Origin of the sequence: Leuconostoc mesenteroides subsp. mesenteroides (genome assembly GCA_009676745.1) — a bacterium.
Lineage (GTDB): Bacteria > Bacillota > Bacilli > Lactobacillales > Lactobacillaceae > Leuconostoc > Leuconostoc koreense.
In genome coordinates this window covers 931,589-946,733 of record CP046062.1, presented here as the reverse complement: position 1 = coordinate 946,733, position 15,145 = coordinate 931,589, and the positions used below count along the sequence as shown (strand labels likewise).

At 35.9% G+C, this 15,145-nt stretch carries 17 protein-coding genes; 4 read left to right on the top strand and 13 right to left on the bottom strand.

The window, feature by feature from the left end:
- The first annotated feature begins 43 nt into the window (after positions 1-43).
- Together GJV51_04840 and greA are read left to right on the top strand one after the other, a co-directional pair.
- Positions 44-2,653, top strand: a complete 2,610-nt coding sequence (locus tag GJV51_04840; GenBank protein QGM25324.1) for a YfhO family protein — start codon at positions 44-46, stop codon at positions 2,651-2,653.
- 55 nt (positions 2,654-2,708) lie between these two features.
- Positions 2,709-3,191 carry a transcription elongation factor GreA gene (gene greA, locus GJV51_04835; GenBank protein ID QGM25323.1) on the top strand — a complete coding sequence of 161 codons (483 nt, stop codon included), beginning with the start codon at positions 2,709-2,711 and terminating at the stop codon, positions 3,189-3,191.
- Positions 3,192-3,272: 81 nt separating this feature from the next.
- Here the strand turns inward: greA and GJV51_04830 are convergent, their stop codons facing one another.
- From GJV51_04830 to GJV51_04775, 12 genes are all read right to left on the bottom strand, one after another.
- Positions 3,273-4,238, bottom strand: coding sequence for a glucose transporter (locus tag GJV51_04830; protein QGM25322.1), 966 nt, complete (start codon positions 4,236-4,238; stop codon positions 3,273-3,275).
- A gap of 374 nt (positions 4,239-4,612) precedes the next feature.
- The gene (locus tag GJV51_04825) at positions 4,613-5,908 is read right to left on the bottom strand and encodes an aminodeoxychorismate lyase (protein ID QGM25321.1); all 1,296 of its coding nucleotides are present in this window, start codon (positions 5,906-5,908) and stop codon (positions 4,613-4,615) included.
- Between the two features lie 70 nt (positions 5,909-5,978).
- Positions 5,979-7,238 carry an acetate/propionate family kinase gene (locus tag GJV51_04820; protein QGM25320.1) on the bottom strand — a complete coding sequence of 420 codons (1,260 nt, stop codon included), beginning with the start codon at positions 7,236-7,238 and terminating at the stop codon, positions 5,979-5,981.
- A gap of 68 nt (positions 7,239-7,306) precedes the next feature.
- Entirely contained in the window at positions 7,307-8,290 is a 984-nt protein-coding gene (locus GJV51_04815) for an N-6 DNA methylase (GenBank protein ID QGM25319.1), read from the bottom strand.
- Positions 8,291-8,327: 37 nt separating this feature from the next.
- Complete coding sequence (locus GJV51_04810; protein ID QGM25318.1) at positions 8,328-8,615, bottom strand: hypothetical protein; 288 nt, start codon at positions 8,613-8,615, stop codon at positions 8,328-8,330.
- The gene (locus GJV51_04805) at positions 8,608-9,021 is read right to left on the bottom strand and encodes a competence protein ComGF (protein ID QGM25317.1); all 414 of its coding nucleotides are present in this window, start codon (positions 9,019-9,021) and stop codon (positions 8,608-8,610) included. Before GJV51_04805 ends, GJV51_04810 begins: the two co-directional genes overlap by 8 nt.
- Positions 9,011-9,220: a hypothetical protein gene (locus GJV51_04800; GenBank protein ID QGM26106.1), complete on the bottom strand. Its 210-nt coding sequence runs from the start codon at positions 9,218-9,220 to the stop codon at positions 9,011-9,013. Before GJV51_04800 ends, GJV51_04805 begins: the two co-directional genes overlap by 11 nt.
- On the bottom strand, positions 9,198-9,599 hold the full coding sequence (locus GJV51_04795) for a prepilin-type N-terminal cleavage/methylation domain-containing protein (protein QGM25316.1): 402 nt from the start codon (positions 9,597-9,599) through the stop codon (positions 9,198-9,200). Before GJV51_04795 ends, GJV51_04800 begins: the two co-directional genes overlap by 23 nt.
- Positions 9,583-9,894, bottom strand: coding sequence for a competence protein ComGC (locus tag GJV51_04790; GenBank protein ID QGM25315.1), 312 nt, complete (start codon positions 9,892-9,894; stop codon positions 9,583-9,585). The genes GJV51_04795 and GJV51_04790 overlap by 17 nt, the downstream gene beginning before the upstream one ends.
- A complete protein-coding gene (locus tag GJV51_04785) occupies positions 9,891-10,901 on the bottom strand; it encodes a type II secretion system protein F (GenBank protein QGM25314.1) in 1,011 nt (336 codons plus the stop codon). The genes GJV51_04790 and GJV51_04785 overlap by 4 nt, the downstream gene beginning before the upstream one ends.
- Positions 10,870-11,811, bottom strand: coding sequence for an AAA family ATPase (locus GJV51_04780; protein QGM25313.1), 942 nt, complete (start codon positions 11,809-11,811; stop codon positions 10,870-10,872). Before GJV51_04780 ends, GJV51_04785 begins: the two co-directional genes overlap by 32 nt.
- 106 nt (positions 11,812-11,917) lie before the next feature.
- A complete protein-coding gene (locus tag GJV51_04775) occupies positions 11,918-12,763 on the bottom strand; it encodes a bifunctional 5,10-methylene-tetrahydrofolate dehydrogenase/5,10-methylene-tetrahydrofolate cyclohydrolase (protein QGM25312.1) in 846 nt (281 codons plus the stop codon).
- A gap of 71 nt (positions 12,764-12,834) precedes the next feature.
- On the opposite strand from GJV51_04775, the gene GJV51_04770 reads away from it, so the two are divergent.
- Both GJV51_04770 and GJV51_04765 read left to right on the top strand, forming a co-directional pair.
- Complete coding sequence (locus GJV51_04770) at positions 12,835-13,311, top strand: competence protein ComE (protein ID QGM25311.1); 477 nt, start codon at positions 12,835-12,837, stop codon at positions 13,309-13,311.
- Positions 13,312-13,514: 203 nt separating this feature from the next.
- Positions 13,515-14,483 carry a thymidylate synthase gene (locus GJV51_04765; GenBank protein ID QGM25310.1) on the top strand — a complete coding sequence of 323 codons (969 nt, stop codon included), beginning with the start codon at positions 13,515-13,517 and terminating at the stop codon, positions 14,481-14,483.
- Positions 14,484-14,504: 21 nt separating this feature from the next.
- On the opposite strand, the gene GJV51_04760 is transcribed toward GJV51_04765, so the two are convergent.
- Positions 14,505-15,113, bottom strand: coding sequence for a DNA repair protein (locus GJV51_04760; protein ID QGM26105.1), 609 nt, complete (start codon positions 15,111-15,113; stop codon positions 14,505-14,507).
- Positions 15,114-15,145 lie beyond the last annotated feature (32 nt).

Genomic DNA, 15,145 nt, shown 5'->3' with positions numbered 1-15,145 from the left:
TTAATTTTTCGCCATTTAAATAAAATTTGGTATGGTAATATTTATGAAAAGTAAAATAAAAAAATACACAATTTCACCGTTTGCACTTAGTTTCTGGATTCCTTTTCTTGTTTTAATAGTATATTTTGCTTATCGAAAAATGGCACCTTTTGGTACCAATTCTATTCTGACGGTTGATCTAGGTCAACAATACATTGATCAATTTGCAGCATTCAAGTACACTATTTTACATCACCCCTCCAGTTTTTTTTATTCATTTTCCAACGCACTAGGTGGAGATATGTTGGGCGAATGGGCCTATTATTTGATGAGCCCATTTAACTTCATTTTTATTTTTGTGCCAAACACTAATTTACCTGCTGCGATTCTATTGACTATCTGTTTAAAGATTGGTGCAGCCGGTCTCTCAATGGGTTATCTTTTACAAAAATTGCATTTACAGCATAATTACTATGTTACTCTCTTTGCAATCAATTATGCCTTATCTGGTTGGTTTGTCGCTAATAATCTTAATTTATTGTGGCTTGATACAGCTGTCATGCTGCCCCTTGTCATTTATCAACTTGAACAAATATTCTACCGTCAAACCTGGTGGCGTTATAGCATCTTGTTGTCTATTACTATCATCACAAACTATTATATTGGCTTCATGGTAGCCATCTTTATTGTTCTTTATTTTTTATGGCGCTTCACTTGGCCTAATATTCAGCGTCGTCTCATTATTTTATGGCATTTTGTTCTTGGTTCTATTATTGGCGGTGCATTGTCTGCGTGGCTTATTTTACCAACCTACTTCCAATTAACACTTGGTAAATCACAATATAATTCCGAATTTTCTTTTAAATTCGATAACAATCCTTTAAAGTTATTGCTCAAGCTAATTCCCGGCAGCTTTGATTTTGAACAGATGCAGAGTGGTCAAGCCAATTTCTATGTTAGCGCATTTATTTTAATTACATTGGTTTCCTTTATTACCACTCGTGTCATACATTGGCGTGTCAAAATTGGTGCGTTTGTTATTTTAAGTTTTCTCATCCTGGCAACAACATGGTCCCCCCTAACCTTACTTTTTCATGGTTTTCAATATCCAGTTTGGTATCCTTACCGGTTTAGTTTTCTAATTAGTTTTTTTGTTATTTACTTAGCGGCAATGAGTTGGCAACCAACCTGGCAACCTCACAAAATAACACTAGTTCTGTTATTTTTCGCGATTGTAGGCATCACGGCATATGCGTTCATTAACGACAAAAAGATAAGCTACATAGACAGTAATAGCATTGCCATTTTTATTGGATTAGCTTTATTAACACTAGCCCAATTCACTTTTAAAAGTCACGATCGTATTTGGCTACCGATACTCAGTCTAATCACTATCATTTCTCTTGGTAGCAATTTAGCACTAACACTGAATCATTTTTCATATCTTACGAACACCGAATACCAGAATGCCATTCACGCTCTTTCCGATGCAAATCAAAAAATTAAAAAAGATCACTCTTGGTACCGCGTGGCACAAACATTTCAACGAACACGTGGCGATTCAATGATGTTTAATTACTACGGTGGTGCTCATTTTAGTTCGGCGCTACCAAAAACAACACCGACTTTCTTTGGCAATTTCGGTCAACCAGAAGGTGATAATTATGTTGTTTATAGTAATGGTAGCGTATTATCTGATGCATTTTTAGGAATGAAATATTTGATTGCGCCAAACGGTAAAGATGACAAAGATGCTGGCCAGCCTAGCCAACATTTAATTGGTTTCCGTCCTGATACTAAACAGTATCAACTTAAGGCCACCACCAAAACCACAAATATCTATCAAAATAAAAATGCTTTACCACTCGCATTTGCAGCGAGTTCCGGTGCACTGAACACCAAAATGCTTTTGAATAATCCCATTCAGAATCAAGGTAATCTTTGGCAAGGTATAACAGGATCAACCGATTCAACTGTTCATGTAGATAATTTTCAAAAGTCTATTGGGCATAATCTTATCGCACCAAGTATGATTACAGGTTCAATCATCACTCGACAAAATCCTACAAAACCTGCAAGCCTTGACTTACAATTTACACCCACAACAAATGATAGTTATTATCTAACGATTGGTAACGGATTAGACATTAAAAATTTTGATTTATTAATTAACGGTAGGGTCATCACGCAATTCAATACTTACCGGCACACTGTTGTTGTTAATTTGGCCACAAATGCCAAAAATAAACTGCAAACTATTACGCTCAGGCTTAAAGATACCCAGACACTAGCGCTGACAAATGTGACGCTGTATCACATTGATAATAAGCGAATAGCCAATGATTCAACTAATTTGAAACAGAATAGTCTCGAGATAAGCAAACGCTCACAGCGACGTATTGAAGGCACTGTCAAAACAACAACAAAAAATCCACTTATTATGACAACTATTCCGTCAATTCCAGGCTGGCAAGTTAAGGTTGACGGTAAAATAGTCAAAACGACCGAAGTAGCTAGTTATTTTATAGCAGTAAAAACAAAGCCGGGCCTTCATAAGATATCTTTTGTTTATACACCACCTCTGTTCTATTACGGTGTGATCATTAGCTTACTCGCCTTGTTGATATTATTAATAATTAATCGAAAATCTATTGCAAAAAAAATCCACACATGATATGCTTTTTCCGTTATATTTTGCGAAAAAAAACGCAAATTGAAAGGAAACACTTATGTCTGAAGAAAAAACATATCCAATGACTGCTGAAGGCCGTGACAAGCTTCAAATTGAGTTGGAAGATCTTATTGCTAACCAACGACCAGAAATTACAAAGCGTATTCAGATTGCAAGATCATACGGTGATTTATCAGAAAACTCAGAATATCAATCAGCTAAAGATGAACAGGCCTTTGTAGAAGGTCGTATTCAAACATTAAAAAACATGATTGATAATGCTGAAATCATTGATTCTAATGCAACAGCTAAAGACGAGGTCTCATTAGGTAAGACGGTAACATTCAAAGAATTACCAGATGAAGAGCCTGAAACATATGTTATTGTTGGTTCTGTAGAAGCGGATCCTTTGGCAGGAAAAATTTCCAACGAGTCACCAATGGCTAATGCCTTAATTGGTAAAAAAGTCGGAGAGACTGTTGCCGTTCCATTACCAAATGGTATTAGCATTGATGTTGAAATAATTAACGTAACTAAATAATTTCAATATTCAAAAAGCACCTGCTTAGGTGCTTTTTTATTACATTAAAAAACGTCTGAAATAATGTTCAGACGTTTTATATTATGCGAAAGTATAAATATTGCCGATGATAATTGCACCAATCACAACTAATATTGTACCAATTACAATTAATTTCATCTGATAACTTGACTTCTTCTCTCCTAATATATAAATACCACCAAAAGTACCAACAATGATACCTAATTGTGAGAATGTTGTCGCGATAGTTTGACCAACATCAGGGTTGGCAGCTGAGATGAACATGAAAATATTACCAGCAGCCCAAACTAAACCTGTTAGAATATTGCGCCAAGTTGGTAACTTAAACATGATACTTGATTCTTTCAGAACGAAGGCAACAATTAGAAAGGCACCAATAACTTGACCGATAGCTTGTGGTCCCACAATGGCAGTCATATAATCGACACCATTACCACGTGCTTTAATAGCATCAGAGATGTAACCAACTTTATTTAAAAAGTTTGGTAAAACAAAGTAGAACATGAATCCGATAGTTGAAACAATCAGATAGATGAAGCCTTTGGTCCAATCTTTTTTCTCTTCTTGCGCTTCAATTCCCGCGCTGTTTTTTGCTTTATCACGCGCGGAAATTAAACTTGCTCCAATGACAACCGTAATGATTGCAATCACACCAATTGCCCACATTTTAGCAGTTTTCCATTCACCTAAGACAGCCGCAGCCATTAACGCATTTGCTACAATTTGGCCGGCCGTTGACAATGGAATAGCAAGTGAAACACCCAAATCTTTGATAGCCAAAAATTGACCGGCTGTTCCCACTGCCCAGACTAATCCAGAAGCAATACCGACAACCCAAATATGACTACTTAATTCAATGTGACGTGGGATAACAAAGAAAAACATTGTTGCTAGGCCAAATATCAAAGCACCAAAGGTCATACCTAATGTCTGTTGCCCTGCTGTTCCTCCCATTTTCGTGTTGACGATTCCAACAGAACCCCAAGCTAGTGCAGGCACTAGGGCCAATAAGATTGCTAAACTCATGCTATATATTGCTCCTTTTTCATATGATGTTCTGCGAGACATCATTTTTTAACACTGTTTATTTTACATTAGTGAAACCGTTTACACAAGTCTTTTTTACAATTTCTGTAAACGTTTTCAAATGCTTGTTAATTTCTTAAACTTTTGGAATAAAAATCATGAAAAAAATTATATTATAATACTATTGATAATATCTATTACTAAAGGTTTACACTTACTTTTATTAAGTAATATACAATTATTTATACGATTATTTTTATAAATTGATACTTTTTCTTAAAATCAAATAAGAAATAGTTATTAACAACATACTCAGTTATACTGCATATTAAAAACCGATCATCCAGAAAATCTAGATGATCGGTTACATTTTTTTATTTGTCAAACCGTTGTAAATTCCATGTCTCAATCAGATTTACAATCAATTTTGGATAATTAATGTCGGTTGCATATGAATTCTTATACAGAGCAGTAGCAGCTTCCTTATAGTTCTTTGCATCTAACACGTCTTGGAACTGATTAGGATTCCAAGTATTACCATTTACTAAGGTTTCAGCATGTTCTTTCATGCTATCTTTCCAATCACTATACACAGCAAAACGTGCTTTTTGTATTTCAGGTTTCCCATCAACATACTCCGTCGTTTCCAAAACAACTGATTTTCCAGGTGTTTCATCTTGAGTTTTAACACCAAAATAGTTATTGTATTTAGATGATAGTTTTGAGTTATCCCAGTTCGACTCATGCGCTGCTTGAGCTATCGATATTGATGCTAAAATACCATATTTCTTACTAAGCGTTTGAGCATATGGCGCAATTTTATTGACAAAAGCCAAACGGTGTTCGAATTCACCTTTACCAGAAGTGGCCATCAATGTTATAACAGCAGGCTTATTTATACCGTCTTTGTTCAAATCTTTATAATAAGACTTTAATTGTTTGTCTGAAGTTGCCAACAATTTTGTCATTAAATCAGTAATATCTGTCACTTTATTTAAATCGTATGCTGCTGGGTAAACGTAATCGGCCAAGTTACTCTTAGAAGACATATTTTTCAATAAATCCGGATACTTTGATTTCATACTAGAAATAATAGATTTATCACTAAATGCCTGATTCACTTTGTCTTGTGACAATTTAGTTTCATTGGCAATGTTTTTGGCGATAGTCCCCTGATCTTGACCGGTTGCCACCAAAATATATCCTTTACCTAATTGAGGACCAGCATTAGGCCCGAGTGTCAACTGTTTAAAAATCAATTGCACAGTTTGAGAAGGTGATATTTTATAGGTACCTGCTTGAAGATTTTCAGCACCGTGCTTTAATGAATATTTATAAAAAGCATCAGAATTCTTAATAACATTTTGTTTTTGCAATGCTTTTGCCATCTGAGAGGGTGTAGATCCGGATGGTATTTTCACGGTTTTGAACGTTGTATCATTCGGATCTAATGCAGCTGTATTATCTGTCAACAATACTTTCAAACCAAAAAATAGACCTATCACTATCACTAAAAGTGACAGAAGTAATATCAAACGATGGGGCTTCCTACGTTTTTTTCTAGGCCCACCGCCCTCACTACTCGTTGTATTAGCAAATGGATCGAGGCCTCTCTCAATCGCTTCAGCATTTTTGATTTCGTGCTGATGTCTTTCTTTTCTAGACTGCATATCTCACCTCTTACATCGTAATAAAGCGGCTAGTGTTGTCCACTAGCCGTCTGCATACTTTTACATCTAATTATGCTTTCAAAGATTCAACATCTCTAGCAATCATTAGTTCTTCATTGGTTGGGATTAGTAAGGCCTTTACCTCGGAATCATTTGTTGATATTTCAACTTCTTTGCCGCGAACATTATTTTTCTCTTCATCTAATTTCACACCAAAGTAGTTTAATTTATCAATAATCATTTTACGGACTGGAACTGAATTTTCACCAATTCCAGCTGTAAATACAATAGCATCGACCCCTCCCATTTCAGCAACATACTGTCCTACATATTTCACAACGCGATTAATAAATATTCTAATCGCCATATCAGCATGCTCATTAGTATCTTGGACATCTAATAGATCACGCATGTCACTTGAAATTGTCGAAATACCAAGTAAACCAGACTTTTTGTTCAGTATATTTAACATTTCTTCGTTAGAAAGTCCTTCGCGTTCTTGAATATAATCAACTAACGAGGCATCAACATCTCCTGAACGTGTTGCCATAGCAACACCAGCTAAGGGAGAAAATCCCATAGAAGTATCTAATGACTTACCATCTTTAATAGCGGTAATTGAGGCTCCGGCACCCAAATGCAGTGTGATTAATTTCAAGCTCTTTAAATCTTTACCGAGCATTTCAGCTGCACGTGATGCAACATATCGATGTGATGTGCCATGAGCACCATACTTACGAGCACCATAACGTGTGTAGTATTCATATGGCAAAGCATAAAGAAAGTTTTCATCAGGCATTGTTTGATGAAAAGATGTATCAAAAACTGCCACTGACAGTGCATCAGGTAGAAGCTTTTGGAAAGCACGTATTCCCATAGCATTGGCTGGGTTATGAAGTGGTGCATAATCTGCAAGACGATCAATTTTAGCTAACACATCATTTGTGACTACCACGGAATGATTAAACCATTCACCACCAGCAACTACACGATGTCCAACACCAGTGATTTCATTAAAGTCCTTAATAATCCCTAGGTCTGTTAACTTTTGCAACATAAAGTTAATAGCCTGTTGGTGATCTTTAATTGCAGTAACGTTTTCGTACTTCTTACCCTTACCATCTTTGGATAAAGTAATATGTTCGTCATCTTCTGAATGGCCAACCAAGCGTTCTGCATTGATTTCTGCACCGTATTTAATCGTTACTATGGCATCGTCCATCCCAATACGTTCGATGACACCTTGTGCAATTACTTGTTCTGCAGGCATCTCTAATAATTGAAACTTTAGTGATGAGCTACCTGCGTTAACAGCCATTGTTTTAGCCATGATATTCTTTTTACCTGTCTTTCTTCCTTACCTAAATTATAAGTGGCAGTACCACGAATACATCAATTTTATTCATTCTCTAGTTTAACCCACGCTTCGATTTCTTGCAAAAAATTTTGCAATGATTTTAGATCTTTGAGCGAGGGATATTGGCCCATGAGCACTTCATTATTTTTAGTTCTCTGCTTTTTAAGCACTAAAATAGCTTTGGCTGCACGCGCGTCTTGGAAAAATTCATTTGGTAATTGTAGAAATGCTTTTAGCTGTGCCTGTGATGTAACAAATTGTAATACCTTTTTTGCTTCATCACCGTTCAAAACATTTGCGGGTACAAGTAAATATATCCATCCATCATCTGCAACAAAATCCAATGATTTTTCAATGAGTAGGTGATGGACAAAGGAACGCCCATTTTGATGACGAGTTGTCAATTTGTCACTTGGTTGGAGTGGATAATACCCAACTGGTAAATCAGCTATAACAACTTTAGCTTTAGGAGTATCTTCTATGCTAATGGCATCTCCTTTGTATAACGTTGTTTCATCGCTGTTGATTATTTCATCTGTGGCGGATGCGAGTGCTAGTTGTGTTTCATCATTATCAATTCCTATACGTTTAACTGAAACATCTAGCATCTCGCTTATTGTCCATAAAAGATTACCTGAACCAACGTTCATGTCGATAATCGTATTACCATCTTGTAAACCAGCTGTCTGGTTGATGAAATTAGCCAATAAGTAACCGATTCCATCGGGGGTGATTTGATAATTAGCAGGAGTTTGATCCTCTTTATTAGCTTTCAAAATAGCTAACTGTAGTGTTTTACGTTTTTCAGCTGGTGATAATGAAGACCAATCCATATCAATTGCTGACTGTATTACTTGTACTACATCCTTACTTGGCTTATCAAACTCACGATGGACAGTACGCGAATTAATGTCTTCCAGTATCTCAATTAGTGCGTCGATGTAACTGATGTTCGTATCTTTAACCAGAGATTGTGAAGCGTTAGTTAAAGCATCAAAATATTGTGCTATTTTTTCTTGTGTCATAGGTTTATTTTAGCGGTTTTATGCCTACTTTTCAAGGTTATTTCACAAGCAAATCGCGCTGATATATTCGATTCCCTAAGTCGATTTTTATTTGTTTATCAACAACGGTAACCTTAGCCTCATCAAAATGGCATTTAGTCGTATTATTTTTGTATACTTGGGTACTAACATTCATTTGTATCTTGTCAATCTTTGCTATTTCAATCAAATGAGTTTGTGCACGTAGTTGTTGATTAAAGGCCATATTCTGCAAAATAAATAACATACTTAATGTTCCTAAAATAAGAATAGTTGGTACTAGGACATAGGCATTTTTTTTATTCATTTTGTACTGTCTTTTCTAAGTGCAATATACCGGAACATTTACCTTTATTAGTTGTAATTGTTAAGTTCAAATAATTACCGCAGTCATCCACTGCTAACTCTGTTACGTTTTGCATTAAAATTATCTGTCCCGCACCACTGCCACTTATTTGTAATTTATTATTTTTGACTTCAAGATACATATTTTTACCCTCGTAGCTTTTCAGTTTTGCTGATGTCAATGTTGTTGATGTAATGGTATATTTTTGAGTTTCGAGTTGGTGCGTGATTGTTTGCATAACCGTTTCCTTTGGAACATCAGAAATTTGCTTTAGAAAAGGAATAGTAAATTGTAAAGAAGCCAAAACTAACGAAGCTATAATCAATGATATCAGAGCTTCTAGCAATGTAAATCCATCACTCTTCATTACACTCTTCCCACTGATTTATAGCATCAATTCGCTCTCGTTCTGCAATTTTTAATTTTTTTTCCAAGTTGCTCTTTTGAAGGTTAAATTGATGAACTTGTTCATACTCAAATGATATGCAAACTGAAACTAGTGTTAGAGCTAACATTGATTCTGCCAAAACAAATGCGGACTGCTTATTTTGAATTATTTGTTTCAACACGATATTCTCCTCCTCCAAGACTAAATATTAATTTGATTGTCTGCTCTCCTGTCAGTGTCACTGTGGTTGGCGCAACATAGCCTGTTGCTAAGACATTTATTTTTTGTCGTGTATCCTTTTTTATGCCTTTGGGATAAATTAACACTTGATCATTAAATCTAACCTCTTCTTTATCAAAAATAATCTCAACTGCTTTTTGTTCATGTTGTGCGGTTAGTCTTGCATTTTGCCAATAGGTTTGAAATGTCGCTAACCATTGTTGATTGTCTATTTTGGGTTGTGTGAATGTTTGTGTCCCAATAAGAAGTAGTAAACTCACAATCGTTAATGTTAAAGTGGACTCGATTAATGTGAACCCACTATTTACGTGCTTCATTATGAACAATTGTTATTTTAAGATCCTGTGCTTTTTGAAATTGTTTCTCAGTTAAATAATTTTCTGACTTCAGTGTGGCGAGTGTCACATTATCCTGATTGGGATGATCATTTTGATACAAATCAATTTGTGTTTGAACGGTTGATGCCATCGCTGTCGCATGACTTTCCACCGCATGTTTACGTTGTACATTTAAATTTGGCAAAATAAGTAACATTAACAAACTAATAATAAACAGCACAATTGCTGCTTCAATTAGTGTGAATGCTTTTTTCGGTTTTATTAAAATATTCATTGATATAGTCCTCCGATGGTTTGATACATTGGTAATAGCATGCTTATATACAGACCAACAATTGCAATGCCGATAATACCAAAAAATAATGGTTGTAGCATGCCAATAAAACGGTCAGTTTGTTGCATAAGTAATTTGAATTGTGTTTTTGCATAATAATCGAGATATCGAGCCAGTATCTTCGGCTGATGTCCACGAATAAAATATCCAGCTAATGAATCATTAACAAATGACTGTGATAATATGTATCTTTCGATATTGTCGCCCAATTTAAGATGTTTTTGAATATCATGCGCCAGCGCCACTGAATATGTTTTATTATTTTGTTGTGCAACTTCATCAATAATTTCTGGTAACGTTAGTCCACTAAACATTAACATCGATAATTGTTGACTAACTTGATAGGTAACAATACTGCGCACCATCGTCCCCACAAACGGTAATTTAGCCAGTAAATTTAATTGTTGAATCAATGATAAATGACACCAATACCATAACCACATCATTAAGAAGGTTAAAATTAAGATTCCAGTACAGAAAATAAATGCATATGGATGATTGGTTACTTCTTGATTAGTTTCTCGCCATTGATTAATCATTGGATACAAAAAACATTTTAGTCCAATCAACAACAAACCAAGAATAGCCAGTAAAATAATTGGATAACGCATGACCTGTGATAATTTATTTTGTTGTTGCTGAAATTTGGCAAGGGTCCGCCCAATTCGAACTAGTGTATTTGAAATATTACCATGTTGGTCTGATAATCGTAATTGCAATAAAATATTTGGGCTAATAAACGACTCGAGTGCTTGATATAATGTTTGCCCTGTTGATAAACCTTCCTGAACCTGATTAAGTATTAATTGCCATTTTTGATGGGCGCTAGCTAAAATATCAATACTCTGTGCGATACTATAACCTGATGATAATAGTTCCCCCAACTCTTGGAAAAATAATACCTGGTCTCGCTTATTAAAGTGCGCTAAATTTTTGATAGGTTTCACTTGTTATTTTTCCTTCCTTCAAGGCATCCGCAAGCGTTTCTCGCCATCTATTAGTAAATTTTGGTGAACTGTTTAAAGGCATTCCTTCTACAACATCAGCAACAGCTGCCTGTTTATTGTCTATCGTGGGCACTAATCTTTGATAAACAGTTTTGGTTAGTACTGCTTCCAGCTGACTCTTATCAATGCCTAGCTCCAACAGTCGTAGAGCGACATCTTTTGTTGACATTGCGTGGATAGTACTAAAAACCAGATGGCCACTCAAGGCTGCTTGTATCACAGCTTGAGCTGTTTTAACATCACGAATTTCCCCGATTAGTAAAATTTCCGGTCGGTGGCGTAAAGCTACTTTAATTAATTCTGTATAGTCAATACCCGCTGTCTCGTTAACCTGCAGTTGAACGAATTCCGGGGCATTAATTTCTACGGGATCTTCAATGGTTAATACTAATTTATTTTCAGCAATGCTTTTTAATAAATGATATAGTGTGGTTGTTTTACCTGATCCAGTTGGTCCTGAAATTAAAAATAATCCTGAATCAGGTAACTTTGATTTCATCTCATCGAATTGCTTTTTAGCCAACCAATTTTGTGTACGGTGACCTGGATAAATTACACGCAAAACAGCTGTTTCTCGGTTCAAAAAATCTCCTACCGTCGAGACACGTATCCAAATATCTTGTTTTTGAAAACGTCCGAGTTGTGGCCTTCTCCGCTCAGAAATATTCATCTTAGCACGATATTTTATAGCTGAAATCATTTTTTCAGCAGTCTTAGTGTCCAAATATTCTTGCATGACTATTGAGCCACCAACGTGAAACTTTATCATAAACTTATCATCATTAGGCAATATGTAAATATCACTAGTTTCTTCGGCAACAGCCTTATCAAGTAATTGATCAATTTCCATTATTAACTCCTTTCTTTTTTGAGCTCACAATATCATACGAGTTTAGCTATTTTTTCGCACAAAAAAGCACCTGGCGAATATGCCAGATGCTTTTTTGTTTGTCTTTTTATTGATGCTGTTCTGCTAAAGTTACCGTGTTTTCTAACAGCGTTGCAATTGTCATTGGTCCAACACCACCTGGAACAGGCGTTATATAGTCAGCTATTCCTTGAGCTGAGGAGAAATCCACATCCCCAGTGGCTTTTCCATCCACAACATTCATACCAACATCAATTACTGTAGCACCCTTTTTCAGGTCTTCACCTTGAATAAAGTGTGGAATTCCAACACCAACGACCACAATGTCTGCATTTTTTAAAAGTGTCTTTAACGTTGTTGGTTCAGTATAGCGGTGTGCTAGCGTTACCGTAGCGTCTGCATTAGTGAGCAAAGCAAACATTGGCCGGCCAAACAATTGTGAGCGGCCAACAACCACCGCATTTTTCCCTTTTAAGGGAATATCATATTGCGCCAAAAGTGTCATTACACCTTGAGGCGTTGCCGCAACAGTATAATTCTCCAAAGCATCGCCAAATAGCATTCCTTGAACTGTCGCTCCTAGACCATCAGCATCTTTATGCGGTGCGACAGCAGAAAAAATTTGTCGTTCTTTAATGCCTTTAGCTAATGGACTCTGGACAAGAATTCCTGTAATACTATCATCATCATTTAGCTTTTCTACCAATTGAATAACACTTTCTGTTGTTGCATCAGTTGAAATTGGTATATCTCGGGTTGTAATGCCTAGTTTAGCTGCTTGACGTGACTTCATACCAACATATAATTGACTACCATCATTTGAAGGATCATAAATAACTGCTAAAGTGACAGGTTTTTCTTGTTTAGCCACACGTGTTTTTGTTTGTTCATTGATGGTTTTTGCAACCGCCTTACCATCTAAAATCTCTGTCATGTTTTTTGCTCCTTCAAATAAAAATGTGTTATTATCATTCTAACAGATTTATTTGATAAAGGAAGTTATTCATGGCAGATCAACGTATTAGTTGGCATCAATATTTCATTGCACAGGCAGCAATATTATCGACACGATCTACCTGCACACGATTACACGTTGGTGCCATTATTGTTCGCGACCATCGCATTATTGCTAGTGGGTACAATGGCTCTGTATCTGGTACTCCCCATTGTACAGAAGTTGGTGACTTGATGGTTGACGGCCATTGTATTCGAGCAGTTCACGCAGAACAAAACGCCTTGATGCAAGCAGCAAAAATGGGGATAACAATTGATGGATCGGAAGTTTATGTAACAGACGTTCCTTGCGTCCAATGTACCAAACTACTTTTACAAGCTGGCATCAATAAAATTTATTTTATGAGAGATTATCGAAATAATACCTTTGCCGAAGAATTATTAGTACAAAAAGGAGTTGAATTAAAACAAGTGCCACTTTCAGCACTTACAGCACAGCAAATCGATATGAACCAATTCATTGTATGAAAGTGATATACATCAGATTTTTTCAATTCATATATAGAAAGAAAAACCACTGCAAAAACAGCGCTGAGTTATTTGCTATTTAGCGATGTTTTCGTTAGTATTTTAATTAAAGATTAATTTTGAAAGGAAATGTGTTTGATAAGGAATCACCTAAAGGCATTTCATGCCAATGATTTAGTCGTACACATTACGTATTTTGACACATGTCTCAAAATGAGCAGCAATATCTCGACCTCGCACAAAAGATTCTTGATGAAGGATCACATAAAGGAGACCGCACTGGTACTGGAACTCGTTCATTGTTCGGTACGCAAATGCGATTTAACCTGGCTGAAGGTTTCCCTCTTTTAACTACTAAAAAAGTTTTTTTTGGCTTGATTAAAAGTGAACTATTATGGTTCTTAAGAGGAGATAATAATATCCGATTCCTACTTGAACACAATAATCATATCTGGGATGAGTGGGCATTTAAAAAATGGATTGAATCGGATAAGTACACCGGTCCTGATATGACTGATTTTGGTCTTCGTTCACAAACCGATGCAGCGTTTGCCGAAATATACAAAGAACAAAAAGAAATTTTCGTGAATAACATTCTAAATGATGACAAATTCAAAGAAGAATTTGGTTATATTGGTAATGTTTATGGAAAACTGTGGCGCAGCTGGGAAACAAATAGTCTAACCGCTGGTGATGAAACTATTGATCAAGTTGCCCGACTTATTGATCAAATTAAGGAAACACCAAATTCACGTCGACTTATTTTAACAGCTTGGAATGCCGAAACCACACCGCAAGCACCTCTACCTTCTTGTCACGTGCTTAGCCAGTTTTATGTTGCAGACGGTAAACTCAGTTTGCAAATGTATCAACGCTCTGGTGATTTTTTCCTTGGAGTTCCATTCAATATTGCCAGCTATTCACTGTTGCTTCACATGGTGGCAGCGCAAACTGGCTACGAAGTTGGTGAATTTATTCATACTATTGGTGATACACATATCTACAATAATCATGTTGATCAAATATCAGAACAATTGTCGCGACCTATGCACAAATTACCAAAATTATGGTTAAATCCAGAAGTTAAATCATTGTTTGATTATACGATGGATGATATTAAAATATTAGATTACGATAGTGAACCAGCCATTAAAGCGCCCGTTGCTGTCTAAATAAAAAAGTTATCTGATTTTTCAGATAACTTTTTTTAATTGTTGATTTTCTGACATACTCCAATACTCATTTTGTGTCACAATGAATGAGTCAAATAAACGTAAATCCATTTGATGACCGATTGTTGCCAAACGCTGACTGAAATTAATATCTGCATTGGAAGGCATTATATTACCACTGGGATGGTTATGTGCAATCATGAATCCAAATGCATTGGCCTTTAAAACGCGTTGAAATATCTCTCGTGGTGAAGCTTGTACTTGACTTAAAGTGCCCACAAATACTACTTCCCAACCGATAACATTCAACTGCGTATCAAGCAAAGCTACACTTAATTGTTCCTGCATTAAATTACCAATTTGTTGTTGCGCAAACCGGCCTATTTCTGCTGAATATTTGGCATTTAGTAACTGCGGCCGTCGTTGATGTGCAACGTGTTTCCCAATTTCAATTCCTAATAGCAAAGCTTCATTGGCAATTGGATTATGAGATAAAAAATCTTCTACTAGATCATTTGTCAATTCATTTAAATTATAGTTATTTGGAAAATAACGTTGAAAAATATGAATATCTTTCTTTTCCTTATATCCCAAAACATTGTAAAATTTCTCTACTTTTTCTTTGACCATATTGTTTACCTCTACAATATGATACGACATTC

Coding starts and splice junctions, on each gene's coding strand:
- GJV51_04830 (QGM25322.1), bottom strand. CDS start 4,238: ATGAGTTTAGCAATCTTATTGGCCCTAGTGCCTGCACTAGCTTGGGGT.
- greA (QGM25323.1), top strand. CDS start 2,709: ATGTCTGAAGAAAAAACATATCCAATGACTGCTGAAGGCCGTGACAAG.
- GJV51_04840 (QGM25324.1), top strand. CDS start 44: ATGAAAAGTAAAATAAAAAAATACACAATTTCACCGTTTGCACTTAGT.
- GJV51_04790 (QGM25315.1), bottom strand. CDS start 9,894: ATGAATATTTTAATAAAACCGAAAAAAGCATTCACACTAATTGAAGCA.
- GJV51_04825 (QGM25321.1), bottom strand. CDS start 5,908: ATGCAGTCTAGAAAAGAAAGACATCAGCACGAAATCAAAAATGCTGAA.
- GJV51_04795 (QGM25316.1), bottom strand. CDS start 9,599: ATGAAGCACGTAAATAGTGGGTTCACATTAATCGAGTCCACTTTAACA.
- GJV51_04815 (QGM25319.1), bottom strand. CDS start 8,290: ATGACACAAGAAAAAATAGCACAATATTTTGATGCTTTAACTAACGCT.
- GJV51_04775 (QGM25312.1), bottom strand. CDS start 12,763: ATGACAGAGATTTTAGATGGTAAGGCGGTTGCAAAAACCATCAATGAA.
- GJV51_04805 (QGM25317.1), bottom strand. CDS start 9,021: ATGAAGAGTGATGGATTTACATTGCTAGAAGCTCTGATATCATTGATT.
- GJV51_04810 (QGM25318.1), bottom strand. CDS start 8,615: ATGAATAAAAAAAATGCCTATGTCCTAGTACCAACTATTCTTATTTTA.
- GJV51_04770 (QGM25311.1), top strand. CDS start 12,835: ATGGCAGATCAACGTATTAGTTGGCATCAATATTTCATTGCACAGGCA.
- GJV51_04765 (QGM25310.1), top strand. CDS start 13,515: ATGTCTCAAAATGAGCAGCAATATCTCGACCTCGCACAAAAGATTCTT.
- GJV51_04820 (QGM25320.1), bottom strand. CDS start 7,238: ATGGCTAAAACAATGGCTGTTAACGCAGGTAGCTCATCACTAAAGTTT.
- GJV51_04780 (QGM25313.1), bottom strand. CDS start 11,811: ATGGAAATTGATCAATTACTTGATAAGGCTGTTGCCGAAGAAACTAGT.
- GJV51_04760 (QGM26105.1), bottom strand. CDS start 15,113: ATGGTCAAAGAAAAAGTAGAGAAATTTTACAATGTTTTGGGATATAAG.